13 protein-coding genes are annotated in these 14,024 nt (G+C 30.1%); 6 read left to right on the forward strand and 7 right to left on the reverse strand.

Translation table 11 applies throughout. The features are described from left to right. Positions 1–41: 41 nt before the first annotated feature. Complete coding sequence (locus tag PL77_RS22050) at positions 42–665, reverse strand: transglycosylase SLT domain-containing protein (RefSeq protein ID WP_044210360.1); 624 nt, start codon at positions 663–665, stop codon at positions 42–44. A 297-nt stretch (positions 666–962) separates the two neighbouring features. Here PL77_RS22050 and PL77_RS22055 point away from each other — a divergent pair, with 297 nt between their 5' ends. From PL77_RS22055 to PL77_RS22070, 4 genes are all read left to right on the forward strand, one after another. Further along, on the forward strand, positions 963–1,862 hold the full coding sequence (locus PL77_RS22055) for a glycerophosphodiester phosphodiesterase (RefSeq protein WP_044210361.1): 900 nt from the start codon (positions 963–965) through the stop codon (positions 1,860–1,862). A 138-nt stretch (positions 1,863–2,000) separates the two neighbouring features. Next, positions 2,001–2,843, forward strand: coding sequence for a 1,4-dihydroxy-2-naphthoyl-CoA synthase (locus tag PL77_RS22060; RefSeq protein WP_044210364.1), 843 nt, complete (start codon positions 2,001–2,003; stop codon positions 2,841–2,843). 281 nt (positions 2,844–3,124) lie between these two features. Continuing rightward, positions 3,125–3,367, forward strand: a complete 243-nt coding sequence (locus tag PL77_RS22065; RefSeq protein WP_156152483.1) for a redox-active disulfide protein 2 — start codon at positions 3,125–3,127, stop codon at positions 3,365–3,367. 169 nt (positions 3,368–3,536) lie between these two features. Further along, positions 3,537–4,121, forward strand: coding sequence for a DUF1287 domain-containing protein (locus tag PL77_RS22070; RefSeq protein WP_044210368.1), 585 nt, complete (start codon positions 3,537–3,539; stop codon positions 4,119–4,121). A gap of 17 nt (positions 4,122–4,138) precedes the next feature. Here the strand turns inward: PL77_RS22070 and PL77_RS22075 are convergent, their stop codons facing one another. The 6 genes from PL77_RS22075 to PL77_RS22100 form a co-directional block, all read right to left on the reverse strand. Beyond that, positions 4,139–4,741 (reverse strand): hypothetical protein, encoded by a 603-nt coding sequence (locus tag PL77_RS22075; protein WP_044210371.1) that lies wholly within the window; start codon positions 4,739–4,741, stop codon positions 4,139–4,141. Then, a complete protein-coding gene (locus PL77_RS22080) occupies positions 4,719–5,687 on the reverse strand; it encodes a hypothetical protein (protein WP_044210373.1) in 969 nt (322 codons plus the stop codon). Before PL77_RS22080 ends, PL77_RS22075 begins: the two co-directional genes overlap by 23 nt. A gap of 271 nt (positions 5,688–5,958) precedes the next feature. Beyond that, positions 5,959–7,722 carry an ATP-binding protein gene (locus tag PL77_RS22085; RefSeq protein ID WP_044210374.1) on the reverse strand — a complete coding sequence of 588 codons (1,764 nt, stop codon included), beginning with the start codon at positions 7,720–7,722 and terminating at the stop codon, positions 5,959–5,961. Further along, positions 7,722–8,327: a response regulator transcription factor gene (locus PL77_RS22090; RefSeq protein WP_044210377.1), complete on the reverse strand. Its 606-nt coding sequence runs from the start codon at positions 8,325–8,327 to the stop codon at positions 7,722–7,724. The genes PL77_RS22085 and PL77_RS22090 overlap by 1 nt, the downstream gene beginning before the upstream one ends. 139 nt (positions 8,328–8,466) lie before the next feature. Continuing rightward, the gene (locus tag PL77_RS22095) at positions 8,467–11,136 is read right to left on the reverse strand and encodes a triple tyrosine motif-containing protein (protein ID WP_044210379.1); all 2,670 of its coding nucleotides are present in this window, start codon (positions 11,134–11,136) and stop codon (positions 8,467–8,469) included. Between the two features lie 101 nt (positions 11,137–11,237). Next, a complete protein-coding gene (locus PL77_RS22100) occupies positions 11,238–11,831 on the reverse strand; it encodes a hypothetical protein (protein WP_156152484.1) in 594 nt (197 codons plus the stop codon). A 307-nt stretch (positions 11,832–12,138) separates the two neighbouring features. On the opposite strand from PL77_RS22100, the gene PL77_RS30920 reads away from it, so the two are divergent. Both PL77_RS30920 and PL77_RS22110 read left to right on the forward strand, forming a co-directional pair. After that, positions 12,139–12,642: a hypothetical protein gene (locus PL77_RS30920; RefSeq protein WP_052444634.1), complete on the forward strand. Its 504-nt coding sequence runs from the start codon at positions 12,139–12,141 to the stop codon at positions 12,640–12,642. 134 nt (positions 12,643–12,776) lie between these two features. Next, positions 12,777–13,856, forward strand: coding sequence for an acyltransferase (locus tag PL77_RS22110; protein WP_044210384.1), 1,080 nt, complete (start codon positions 12,777–12,779; stop codon positions 13,854–13,856). Positions 13,857–14,024 lie beyond the last annotated feature (168 nt).

Here is a 14,024-nt window from a genome sequence, read left to right on the forward strand (position 1 = left end):
AACTGATGAGTTATGAGACAGCCTCTTTTATTTTTTACATACTAATTAAAGTGTCTATTTAGAGCTATGTAATGTGCTAAATAATGAATGATATAGACATGTGTATTTTTATTAATTTCATTGAGTTTTTGTATATTCTGATCTTTCATGTACGAAATTGTTCCTTGTAAACCTAGATGATGTGCCAGAATAACTTTAAGATAATCATCTTCCAGATAATTCAAGTGATGCATAAAATATTGAGCTACCGCATGTGTACTGGCTTTAACACATTCTCTCTTATCTGAATTTTTATAAATAAGTCCAAGTTCCAACGCAGTGTCATACTTAAATTGCCAAATTCCTTTCGCACCAGTACTACTTTCAGCTGTTGGATTCATATGACTTTCAAGAGCCGCGACATATTTTAGATCAGTGTGTAACTTGTATTTTGAAAGAATACCGTTTACATCAAAAATGGATTCATTAATTTGGCTAAGGTATTCGAAATAGAATTTTTTGGATTTTGTAAGTGATAAATACTTTTGGAGTATTCTTTTTTTACCGTCTTCATCAATTATAATTAACTGATTGGCCACCATTATACTATCGGGTACAACAGTAGTAGCAAATGCTCCCCCGTAGATAAAATAGACACAGAAGAGTAAGGGTATTAACTTAATCATTTAAAAAATACTTGGTTAATTGTTACAATTGATCAAACAACCCTATTTTCAAAATAGTTCAATTTATGTCGATATAGTACAAGTTTTTTCTTAAGACATGTATTTGTTAAAAACTATAGAATTTAGCTTATAAAAATGGCATTCTATAGTTTAGAGGTGAATTCTTAAAATTATAATCTATTAGAAAATGATTTTAGCATGAACATAATTTGATATTTTGTTTAATTAAACAATAAATATTACAAAGCAATAGATTAAAATAAGTAATTCTTCATTTCATCTCGTTACATTTAAATCATGAAACAACTCACAGTAATTTTTATCTTATTATTGACCTCTTGTCAGAATAAACCTCAAGTATTAGACGTACAAGGGCATAGAGGGTGTAGGGGAGTTTATCCAGAAAATACCGCACAAGCATTTTTAAAGGCCTTGGAACTCGGGGTAACTACTTTGGAAATGGATGTAGTGATCTCAAAGGATAAAAAAGTTGTTGTATCTCATGAACCATTTTTCTCTCACGAAATAGCCACTTCTCCAAATGGTCAATACATAGAGAAAGAGGATGAACTTAATCATAATCTTTATGCAATGACCTATTCTGAGATTAAAGAATATGATGTTGGACTAAGAAAGCATTTACGGTTTCCAAACCAAAAGAAATTCAAAGCTTACAAACCATTATTGAATGAAGTGATTGAAAATGCTGAGAAATATACAAGCTCAAATGGTATAAATAAGCCTTTTTATAATATCGAAATCAAACGAAATCCTAAATATGATAATATATATCATCCAGGGGTAAAAGAGTTTGTTCGACTAGTTTTAGATGAAATCAATCAATTTGACATCAAAGAAAGAGTAACTATTCAATCTTTTGATGTTGGTTCTTTACAAGAAGTTAAAAGAGTTGATCCGAGCCTTAGTTTGGTATTGCTGATCGAGAACACTAATTCGTTAGAAGATAACTTGCAAAAATTGGGTTTTATTCCTGAAATTTATAGTCCCTACTTTGAGATAGTGACTGAAGAATTAGCAACAAAATGCCATCAAAAAAATATCAAATTAATTCCTTGGACTGTAAATGAAGAGGATGATATACTTGAAATGATTCAATTAAATGTAGATGGTATAATCACAGATTACCCTCAGAGATTAAAAAATGTCATGGAAGAAGAAGGTATAAGAACTATGTGATATTCTCGATTTTCTTAAATTCATAATAGTAAATCAGCACGAATACTTTTCCCAAAAAAATGTAATTCAATTATTCATTTTTCACTCTTAGGTCTTAATTCACTACATTTGTTTCACTTTAAAAACAAACATATAGCAATGGCAAGTTTAGAGTGGAAAACAGTTAAAGAATACGAAGAAATTACCTTCAAGTCATTGGATGGTGTTGCTCGTATTGCAATCAATAGACCAGAATGCCGTAATGCATTCACACCAAAAACAGTTGATGAATTATGGGAAGCATTGATTATTTGCCATGAAAGTCAAGAAATTGGGGTCGTATTAATCACAGGTGAAGGACCTTCTCCAAAAGATGGAGGTTGGGCATTTTGTTCAGGTGGTGATCAACGTGTAAGATCAAATACTGGTTATAAAGGAACAAATGGAGTGAACCGTTTTAACATCTTAGATGTACAACGTCAAATCCGTTTTATGAATAAAGTAGTGATTGCTGTCGTACCAGGTTGGTGTGTTGGCGGTGGACACAGTTTACATGTAGTTTGTGATATGACGCTGGCTAGTAAAGAGCATGCTCAATTTAAGCAAACTGATGCTGATGTAGCTAGTTTTGATGGAGGCTTTGGTTCAGCTTATTTAGCGAGACAAGTTGGTCAAAAGAGAGCAAGAGAAATATTTTTCTTAGGTGCGACTTATACTGCACAAGAGGCTTTTGAAATGGGTATGGTCAACAAAGTGGTTCCTCATGATGAGTTAGAGCAAGAAGCATTTGACTGGGCACAAGAAATTATGACAAAAAGTCCAACTGCAATCAAAATGTTGAAGTTTGGATTCAACTTAATTGATGATGGTTTAGTAGGGCAGCAAGTATACGCAGGTGAAGCAACTCGTTTGGCTTACGGTACAGAAGAAGCCGTTGAAGGAAGAAATGCCTTTTTAGAAAAAAGGAAAAGAGATTTCTCTAAATTTCCAAAATTCCCGTGATTTATACATAATAATATCTATAAAGATTTCAAAGGCTTCACTTTCAGTATTAAAGTGGAGTCTTTTTTTGTATTCACTCTATGCTGTATAAAATCAATTTCTATTAGTATCAAATTGCAACTACCAAGAAACTCAAAAATTTTAATTTCCCAATATCGTTATATCTCTCTAAAAAGTATTATATTTTCCTCATCTTAAAAGTAAACTATATTTCATGAGTCCATCTTTCTTCAAAAGACGAATGAAATTCAATTATTTATCCAAAAAACAACTAAATGCAAATGGAATTAAAAGAGAAAACAACCGAAACTCTAGAGAAAGAATTAAAGTCTCTTCAAACTTTAACTGGAATGCTGGCCGGAATACTGGCACTTTTATTCATTGTGTGTATTTACGGGTTAATCAGTGAAGGTCCCAAAAGTACCATAACGGCTTTATTGACGGTGCCTATTGCTTTGGGTGCAATTCTACCAATGAATTATAAAAAAATAAAAGAAATTAAAATTGAATTAGAAGAGAGGTAAAATCAACTTCTTTTATCATTTTCTATGTTGAGAGATCTTTTTGGAAAAGGGGTCTCTCTTTTCTTTGTGTTTGTGGTGTGTGTTGAGAGGATAAAAAAATGGAATAAGAGTTGTAATTTGTATTCTACACTTTAAATAAATTATTAGATCGCTGTTTTATTATTCTATCATGAAATCAAAATTGTTTCACCTTATTTTATTGATTTTTTCTTCAGGATCGGCTTTTAGTCAAACAGACTTTTATGAAAAGCTTGCGGATTCAACACTAACGCTAACAAAACAGCATGTAGTTTACGATCCTTCTTATTTTAGATTAGATTATCCGAATGGAGATGTTCCATCAAATAGGGGAGTGTGTACTGATGTTGTCATTAGAGCCTATAGAAAACTTGGTATTGATTTACAAAAAGAGGTACATGAAGATATGGTTGCTCATTTTAATAAATATCCCAAAAATTGGGGTTTGACGAAAACAGATAAAAATATTGATCATAGAAGAGTACCCAACCTTATGACCTTTTTTGGTAGACATGGTTCGACGTTACCCATCACTCAAAATGCTAGTGATTATAAAGCAGGAGATATAGTTTGTTGGAATTTTGGAGGAGGTCTTACTCATATTGGTATCGTTTCTTCAGAAACAACGCTTTTCTCTAAAAGACCAATGATTATACATAATATGGGTAATGGTCAAGTATTGGAAGATATGTTATTTGATTATAAAATCATCGGGCACTATCGGTACAAAAAATAGATTATCTATTACAGTCTTCAACGTTCACTGAAGTGAAATGGTACATGTTTTCCATCTTCTCTAACTTCATAACCTTGGTATTGATGGTTTAGAATCATTTCATGTAAAAATTGATCAGACCCTTTTAATTTTAGTTTTGCTTTTTTTATATCTTCAAAATAGAAAATTGGACCTAGAACGTCATAAGCGTGACCTGAAAGTTCTGATAAGATTGTAAACTGAATATATACAGGAGAATGACTGATATCATTCATAACATTAGAATTATCATAATACAATAAATAGTCTTGCTCAAAAAGAATTGCAGCTTCATCAATATCTGTAGTACTACAATATTGTTCATTAGGGTCTATCGCTATAAAGGTCCAGCCTCTTAACTGGTACATTAATGTTTCAAAATTTGTACGGTTATTCTTATTTAATGGTGTGTATATTGGAAGCCGCCCTGTTTTGACAGCCTCCAAAATAGTATATGCCATATCCTTGTAAACATCATTACCTTTAAAAGTGGTATTGATATGAACCTCTTTGTACTTTTCTTGTGAAAATGAGATCAAAGATAAGCTCAAATAGCACAAGAAAAGTACACTTTTAAATCTAAATGGAGGCAATCTTTTCATCTAATGAAGCTTTTGAAAGTGGTACAATAGTAGTTTTGAACTTAATACTATTCATTTTTTCACTTGAAAGTTTTAGAAGTTCTCCTTCTGATAATTCACCAATTTCTACTTTTTCTTTATTTGTAAGAGGATTAAAAGAGAACAGTTTTACATTTGATAATGAGGCATCTACTAATACAAAATCGTTAACTATATTTTCACTATTTACAGTGTAGTATATTATAGTATTTAAATGTGGATAATAAGCGTAAACCTTATCGATATTTTTATTTTCAATTTTGAGTTGGTAGGTAATTAATTCCTCTTTACCGATGAGATAATCATAATTATACAAACCATTTCCTTTAATGTTCATGGTCTTATAAAGCCATACGGAGTTAGATGCTCCTTCTGTCCAGCTTGACCATTCAGAACCCCAGTCATCTGACTCATCTGAAAAACCTTCTTCTAAATTACCTTGTTTGGGTTTAAGAGCGCCCCAATCTTCTGAAGTAGAATTATTGGAAGCATAATCCAAAACAGGATTTTTTAAGTTATCCCATTTTTTATCTTGCACATTATATTGGAAACCATTGTAATGGTCATTACCATCAGATATATATGAGACCTTTATGTCTTTTTGAAAGTCTACTTTTTGGCCATTAGCGGTAACTTGTATGGAATACATTCCGCCAGACACATAAATTCCATTTTGATCTTTCATTTGTATGTCGTCTAATAACATATCGTAATAGTTCGCATACATTTTAATAGTGATATCTACCTCTTTCACATTTGGATCATTGATATGGAAAGTGTTTTCTTTGATATGAAGCAGTAAAGAATCTTCAAAAAAACCTAGAGTTCCACAAGAAGAGTTGTTCCATTCTTGTTGTTGGATGGATTGAGAGTGTACACTAAAGTATTGTAGTGTAAGGAAAAGAATGAGTGTGAAATTTTTCATCATAAATTAGTGGCATGAATTGAGTTAATTCGTATGTTGTTATTCTAGCTAATACTAGCTAAAATACAAGTAATCAAACATATAATAATAATTAAATAACCATTTTAATCATAGAAAACATCATACCAAATTTTTATTTTGGTAGTAATTGAAGGTTTCATTTTTGTGATGTATTCAATAATATATTTATTACTAACGTAATTTGTTTTTTGTATACGTTGAAATTCTTTAGTTTTTTAGATGTAGAAATAAATTGTAAAATAGGAAAAGAGAACTATTGATAAATCTGTATTTCAGAAATAGTAATGTAAGTTCCCTTTTCTTCTGAAGTAAATGCAACTTTTGCGTTTAATGCATTTACTCTGAACTTAATATTTTTGATTCCAATCCCTTCATTACTACTACATGTACTGAAACCAATTCCATTGTCCTCATAAAATATCGTCATCATGTGGGTTGTTTGGTCAAGCATAAAATCAATAAATATGTCAGTTGCTTCACTATGTTTTAAAGCGTTGCTAAATAGTTCTTGCAAGATTCTATAGCAATGATTTTTGACAACTTGTGATTGAATTGGAACATCAATAGTATAAGTTGTATGAATATTGAGGTGATTACTTTTATATTTTGCACATAGATCAAGGAGTATATCTTCAAAATCTTCTTTATCATATTCTGGAGATACCAATCCATGGCTTAAGCTTCTTACACTTTTAATAGTATGTTTTAATATTTCTTTTACGTTATCCGTATCAAGGTCTTTCGATTTATTAATCAAAGCCAAGTTGCCACCAACATGATCATGAAGTTCTCTACCAATTCTATTTCTTTCATCTTCTTGCCCTTTTATGACTGCTAAAGAATACTTTTGTTGTATCAGTTGATTTTGAATCTGTAGATCATTTCTTTCTTTAATGATAGATGACGTTTTCTTTAATATAAGGAGGAGGTAATAAATAATATCAAAAGTGAAAATGATAAAGTAGAGTGTTCGTGTAAAGTTGAGTTTTTTGTATACGCCCATATTGGGGAGTACAGAGAAAAACAACACAAAAATTGTTGTGATCAGAAAAATTACTAACGTTGGTATCGCTAGTTTTTCTTTTGACTTTATACCTAAAATAATAACCATTAGATAAAGGCAAAAAAGTACCAACGTAAAAATAGTAGAGAGTTGTGCAAGTAAGAAATTAACAATGTTGGGGTAATAAGATGAGAAGGGATACATTAAAATACTTATAAATCCTACAACACTTGCAATATGTACAATTTTAAAAGCAAATTTTGGAACTCTATTTTTATTGGAAAATATCAAGAACACATAAAAGTAGAATGTACTAATCGAATAAGAATAAGAACTGAAAACAAGAAGATACTTTGTTAAATTAAAGTGATTATGACTTAAAAGATTAGTGATGATACCGCTTTCAGATTCAAAGAATAAAAATGCACTGATTGAACTTAAAGTATAAAACAAGAAAAGCTTTTCTTGGATGATTAGTCCTAAAATTATCCCAATAAATAATAGACTTATCACAATTGTTCTTGTTGTGAGTTTAATGTTTTCTTCAAAGTCTACCTCCTTTTCAAACTCATCTTCACTGAGGACCCAAAACAGGTTATCAACTGGAAATCCTTTATTATTAATCTGATAATAGAAGTCGACTGTCTCTACTCCATTCAATGCAAAAGTAATTGGAATTCCCAAACTTCTGTCGTACTTGGTTGGTTTGGAATTATTTTCCATGTCAACAAGAAGTTTTGTTCCGCTTCTATCAACTTGCCAAAGTTTAAAGTCTTCAAATAGTATATAATTAAACCTTAGAACATAGTTTTCTTTTACTGTACTATGGACGGTAATTTTGTGGTATTGAGTATCAAAAAAATCGTAATTTTTAGGTGTGCACTCTGAATTACCAGGAATAGTATTGACATCAATTTCTGAAAGTGTACAGTGTGAAACGATTAAATTAGTATTCGTTTGAGCGTAAGTGTGTAACGTAAAAAGTAGTAATATAGAGGTGAAAAGTATTTTCATTATGTCAGTAAGTTTTCAACGGCATATTTGATTAATCCTGCCTTTGAATCAATCTTTAATTTTTGTTTAATTTTTTTTCCATGAGTGATGGCTGTATCCGGACTGATATTTAATAATTCGCCGATCTCCTTCATTGTTTTTCCCATTGCTATATATTTTAGGACTTGTTCTTCACGAGGAGAGATAGGAGTAAAGGTTTTATTGATGTCAATTGTATTATGATTAATTTTTGGACTCATGTACAGCTTATCATGCAAGACAGCATTTGTTGCATTTATAATATCTTCTACATTATCATCTTTAAGCATATAACCTTGAACACCAAGTTTTTGTGCCTTTCTAATAAGTGAAGGTTTATTGTGCATAGAGATGATGAGGTACTTAGAAATATCACCTCTTTCAATCACCTTTTCAATAAGTTCCAAACCTTTCATATTTGGCATATCCATGTCAACAAATACTAAGTCAAAATCAGAAAAATTATAAGCTAGTGAAAGAAGAGGATCGTGGATAGTAGTAACTTTTGATGGTATATATTTTTCAATAATCTGTTTCAGACCATTGCTAAATAATTCATGATCATCAATGATAAGAAATTTAAACATTTTAGATAAGTTGCATGAATATGAATACAATTAGATACCGAAAGGTAAGAGAAATATTAGTAGTATGAAATACCTATTTGTGGGTATTTTGATGGTTATGCACATTGTTATTCATTAAATAGGGAGCTTAGCTAGAGATCTATTTTAAATCTTTGATGAACTTATCAAGGTCTGTTTCTTTATCTAAATTCATTTTCTTTCTTAATCTATATCTGTTCATAATCACACTACGATTTGTAATATTCATGATATTTGCAATTTCATTATTGTTAAGGTTAAAACGAATCAATGCAATCAATCTGTGATCATTAGAAGTTAATTGAGGATACTTATTTTGAAGAAGAATAATAAAATCGTGGTGCAGTTCTGAGAACAATTTATAAAAGATGAAGTTTTTCTTATCATTGTTCATTTCATCATCTATTCTATCAATCCATAGTTTTGCATTTTTATGTTTTATGATGGATAGACCTTCACTCATCTGTCTTAGAAAATCATTTTTTCTTGACAATTCTTCAGCATACTGAATAAGTTGCTCATTTTTTATCTCAAGTGTTCTTTTATCGAGATCAATTTTTTGTTGTTTCTTTTGCTTCTTCTCGGCTTTTTTGTTGATCATAACCCATAGTTTATAAGATAGGATATAGGCGAAAAGTCCAATAATCAATAGAGGTAAAATAATCCAATAGGTTTGATACCATTTTTTTTGAATTGCTATAGCTACAGATACACTACTAGGAGCACTATTATTGATTTTAGATTCCACTCTGAATTCATAATTACCGCCTTTAAGCATTGTATACTCTCTTTCGTTGTTTTGACTCCAATCAGACCAATGATCATCAAAAGGAATAAGTCTCGTTCTGTATTCTACGATGTCATTTTTATCCTTTGTCACACCATACACTAGTTTGATATTATTCTCATTTTTCTTCAGTGTAATTGTAGGGTCGATAAAAGGATAAACATATTTCTTATTTTGATTCATTTTATCAGAGGTGATCACCTTGGATATAACAGGCGGAGGAAGTTGTATTGATCTGTACTTTGAGTTAGGATCAAACGTTTTAACACCTCTTTCAGTCGCAATATAAAGTTCTCCATTATGGAAGTGAATAAACTCATGATCTTTCAAGAATTGACCTTGTAATGATTTGAATAGATTGCTGTAATCATAAAAATTACCATTGACAATATTCATTCTCATATGCAGCTTTCCGTTACTGATATAGGCATAGGTTAATCCTTTATCAATTACTTTTAGTGCTGAAATTTGAGGATCTTCCAATTGATTGAGGGAAGGTAAGTTGATGACCTCAAATGATCCATTTTGGAAAGTAGATACTTTTCCTTCGACTAGAAAAAGTAATTCATCATTGTTTTGAGGGAATATTTTTTGGACAGAAGCATATTGTAAAATAGATAGTGTACTATTTCCTTTATATTGATATAAGACACCTGTATTACTCTTCGCCCAAATACAATTATTTTTTTGATCAAAGTATAATTTAGGACTTCCAGGATAATTTAAATTTTCTTTAGTGATTAATTTTTTATTTTGGATTATTGAAAGATATAAACCTGAGTAGGTCGACAAGAAATAATTCCCATTTAAAAATGAAATATCCATTACACCCATGTCAGTATAAAGCGGAATTAGTTTCTTGTTTACTAAGATAAATAACCCTTTGTCGTGACAGATAAAAATCGTATTATTAATTTTTTTGATATTCCAGACTTGCCCTTGTGATTGAGGGATAATTTTGAAATTTTCATCCCTTTCAGAAGCATACAGACCTTTATTAGTCGCTAATAAGACATTATGCTCATTTTGGATTATAACATTATATGTGGCACCACTATTAAAGATGGTTTTGATTTCTCTTTGCATTTCAATTCTTGAAATACCATAATCTAATCCACACCAAATATCACCATTTTCATCATTGAAAACAGCAAGAATAGTATCATCTTTTAATCCATCTTTTGAGGTGATATGCTGAATTATTTTTTGATCTGTAATCGAATAAATATAAAGTCCAGAAGATATTGTGCCTATCAAAATGGTATCACTGTCATATGATTTTACAGAAAAAAGACCTTCTTGAGAGATTTCACTAGGTAAATTAGTCACTTTCTGAATGAGGCCTCCGTTAAATGAAAAGACCGCACCGTTGGTATGTAAAATGTATAATTCATTTTTATGTGTAAAGAGAGCTCTGACTTTTTGATGTTCAGTAAGTTGGTCAATCACAACAAACTGATTGTTAATAATATGTCCTAATTGATTTTTATTGTCAGTAGCCCAAATTGAATTATTCCATTTTTTTAGACTAGAAAAACCACCAGTTGTTCTGACCCTATTTATTTGATCCGTCTTTTTATTATAGATAATGACTTGTTCTTCGGTTCGAAAGTAAACATTGTTGTGACTTGTTTCTATATCCCAAATTTGTCCACCTTTAACAGTTCCGCAGTGTTTATATTTTAAAACGGTATTATCATCTTTATAAAAAAAACCAAACTCAATATTTCCACCCGACCAGATGATATCACCTTCAGTTTTTAGAGAAATAATAACATCATTATTTTGAGTTGGTACTAGTTCCCATGAATCATTTATATTGACCAATAAACCTTGATTATTGGCAATGTATATTATTTCGTTTTTATCTTTTACTATATCCCAATTCTGTCTTCCAGCATTATAATCAAAACGATCATATGAGATGACCGAAGGAATCACTTTTTGGCCAACGCAAATTAAAACCTGCAATAAAAAAATTATAGTAATACTAATTTCTTTCATGAAGTTAAATTTACGCCTTTTTTTAAAGTTTATAAAAGAAAAGCATGTTATTCAACTTTTTCAGAAGAACAACATGCTTATATGTAATGTTATTTTTTTGATTAAATAGATGAAGCTTCTTTCTCCATATTCTTTTTACCAAAAAGCTCTTTTACGATGACATGAGGATAAACTGTATGTCTTTTTCCTTCATAATCTTCTGTATCAAAAAAGGATATTTTTCCATTTAACCTTTGTTTTATTGGTTTTGGTTTTCCGCTTTTAAAAGACAAAACATCTCCTTTTGAGTTTATACTCAAGAAAGGAAGTTTTGGTATTGGTAAATAAAGTCGGTTACTTTTAACGTACTTTTCTGGAGCATAATTAAACTCCTGTTTTCCTTTTAGAGGAACCCATTTAAGATTTTCTACGCTATTATCATAGATATCTCTATTGATGTGCCAGACCTTTTTTCCTTTTGCATTAAAAACGGGCAAAAATGTTCTTCCTACAAGTGTATGTAAATAGGCAGTACTTTTAATCTTCTTTCCCTCTTTTTCCTTTTTTAAGGTAACCTTAAGTTTTTCTGTCACATTACATTTATAAGCTTTCAAAAAATTAAAATTACCTTCCTCATAGTCTTGTTTTAATAAGACAAGGCCGTCCATGTTAATCATGTAATCGGGGAAACCGGGTATTTCTTCAAATCTTCTCAAGGTGAATGCTAGTTAAGTCTATAATTAATATTGTTTGCTAGATTTAATAATGGATATTTGTATCATATCTATATTCAGACTTGCAAAAACAACAACAAATCAATTTTTAGCAGATATGTGATTTGTTTTTGTATTGATAAATGAGTCCTAATTCACATATCCTACTTTCAAATATAAAAGTCATGAGTTCTTATACAAACATGGTTAACTTATATTAAAACAAAAATTATCTTATTAATTTTAAATATTAAAACAAATTAACATCAAAGTGAATGTTAATTCATAATACTAATCTATACCAACAATAATGAACAGATTATTTAGTTCTAAAGAAGACCGTGATCGATTTATTGAAACTATTATTCAAGAAGATAAACAGGATTGGCTTTACAACGAGATCAAAAAACAAGATAATCCTTACGGAAATCAATTAGCTTGGGCTTTATCTGCTCTTTGTGATTTGAACGGCGATTGGTTAGAAAAGCATAGAGATGATATTGTTGATTGGTTACCAAATTTCAAAACTCAAGGAATTAAACGTTCCATTTTACGGTCTGTTATTCCTTTATCACTGTCTACCGAAAAAGAAGGGGAGTGGGTTGATTATTTATTTGAAGTCATCCAAAGTATGGAGACTGATATTGCAGTGAAAGTACATGCAATAGAAATTTTAGCGAAGTATGTAATGCAATACCCTGAACTAGCCAATGAATTATACTTAATTCTTGAAGATGGAATGCCTTATTATGGTCCGGCATTAAAATCGCGAAGTAAAAAAGTAATGCAAAAACTGTCTAAAATTATGATCTGATAAAAGGTAAGTCCTTGAATTGGTTTTTATTTTTTATAGAAACTATTGTAAAATAGTGGTGTATTATCAGTGTTATGGGATATGTTATTTGTTTTGGAACTATCTTAATTTAACCAAAAGCTAAAGATATTAAAATGAGTCAACCTAAAATTTTACCCAACCTACAGCCCTTAAGAGGTTTTCTAGCATTATGTGTAGTCATCTTCCACATTCCAGAAATATCAAAAACGGTCAATATTGTTTCATTTTCAGATTGGCCTATTTTTCACAAAGGAGAAGAAGCAGTTTGGGTATTTTTTACATTAAGTGGTTTTCTAATAATAGGGCAATTATATAAAGAATTGAAAAACGGCAATGTCGCTATCAAGAAATTTTATGTTAGAAGAATGCTCAGGATTTACCCTGTTTATTATGTAGTACTTCTTTTTGGGTTTATATATTATAGTTTAATACTTCCTTTTTTTGATATTGAATATCCTGTAGAATATTCGATTATTGAAGGTTTAGCATGGTGTATTGGTTTTTTACCTAATGTATTTAAGGTATTATATGCTCCTGGAGCCATATTGTTAGTATTATGGTCTATAGGAATTGAAGAACAATTTTATTTGATGGTTGCTCCATTAGCCAAAATATCAAAACCTAAACCTTTTACCGTTGGGCTGATTGTTTTTACCATCATTAGTTTTGTTCTATTTTTTCTTCCTGATTTTGATTTTTTACGCAAATATCATTTTATTTATTTTTATATGTCTTTCGGAGGACTTTTATCTGTATTGCATTACGAAGGAAAAGTGAATTATTTAATCATTAAAAACGATATTCTTCGTATTCTGTATTACTTTATGTTTTTTGCCTACTTCTTTACCAATGCTTTTGTGTTTAGCGAAGATGTCTTCATTCATCTTTTCAGTTTCCCATTCTTTGGTATCTTCATTTTAAATATCTCAAATGAAAAGCTTTTTATTATAAATAATAAGATGTTAAACTATTTAGGAACGATATCATATGGTGTTTATATGTATCATATGATCGCCATCAATTTTGTTTTGTTTCTAATTATGAAGCTAGAAGATTATCTTAATCTTAGTGATTTTTCATTAATTCTTTTCATCAACATTACTTGTATTATTTTAACTATTATCATTTCTCATATTTCATTTTACCATTTTGAAAAACCATTTTTAAGATTAAAAAAGAAGTTTAATGCATAAAATTCCCAAAGTATATTTTTGTGAATTTTTTGAAATAGGATATTTCTAATAATATATATTCTCATAAAACTGAAATACGGTATAGAATATTGATTAAATCAAAAGTTTAGTAAATTATTAACGTACTTATACTACATTGTTTATACTATTGTGCTTTTCTACTAGAAC

It is taken from the genome of Flammeovirga sp. OC4 (assembly GCF_000812565.1).
Classification (GTDB): domain Bacteria; phylum Bacteroidota; class Bacteroidia; order Cytophagales; family Flammeovirgaceae; genus Flammeovirga.

Bases quoted from the DNA above. Each gene is read 5' to 3' on its own strand.
- PL77_RS22050 (WP_044210360.1), bottom strand. From the start codon at position 665: ATGATTAAGTTAATACCCTTACTCTTCTGTGTCTATTTTATCTACGGG.
- PL77_RS22055 (WP_044210361.1), top strand. From the start codon at position 963: ATGAAACAACTCACAGTAATTTTTATCTTATTATTGACCTCTTGTCAG.
- PL77_RS22060 (WP_044210364.1), top strand. From the start codon at position 2,001: ATGGCAAGTTTAGAGTGGAAAACAGTTAAAGAATACGAAGAAATTACC.
- PL77_RS22065 (WP_156152483.1), top strand. From the start codon at position 3,125: ATGGAATTAAAAGAGAAAACAACCGAAACTCTAGAGAAAGAATTAAAG.
- PL77_RS22070 (WP_044210368.1), top strand. From the start codon at position 3,537: ATGAAATCAAAATTGTTTCACCTTATTTTATTGATTTTTTCTTCAGGA.
- PL77_RS22075 (WP_044210371.1), bottom strand. From the start codon at position 4,741: ATGAAAAGATTGCCTCCATTTAGATTTAAAAGTGTACTTTTCTTGTGC.
- PL77_RS22080 (WP_044210373.1), bottom strand. From the start codon at position 5,687: ATGATGAAAAATTTCACACTCATTCTTTTCCTTACACTACAATACTTT.
- PL77_RS22085 (WP_044210374.1), bottom strand. From the start codon at position 7,722: ATGAAAATACTTTTCACCTCTATATTACTACTTTTTACGTTACACACT.
- PL77_RS22090 (WP_044210377.1), bottom strand. From the start codon at position 8,327: ATGTTTAAATTTCTTATCATTGATGATCATGAATTATTTAGCAATGGT.
- PL77_RS22095 (WP_044210379.1), bottom strand. From the start codon at position 11,136: ATGAAAGAAATTAGTATTACTATAATTTTTTTATTGCAGGTTTTAATT.
- PL77_RS30920 (WP_052444634.1), top strand. From the start codon at position 12,139: ATGAACAGATTATTTAGTTCTAAAGAAGACCGTGATCGATTTATTGAA.
- PL77_RS22110 (WP_044210384.1), top strand. From the start codon at position 12,777: ATGAGTCAACCTAAAATTTTACCCAACCTACAGCCCTTAAGAGGTTTT.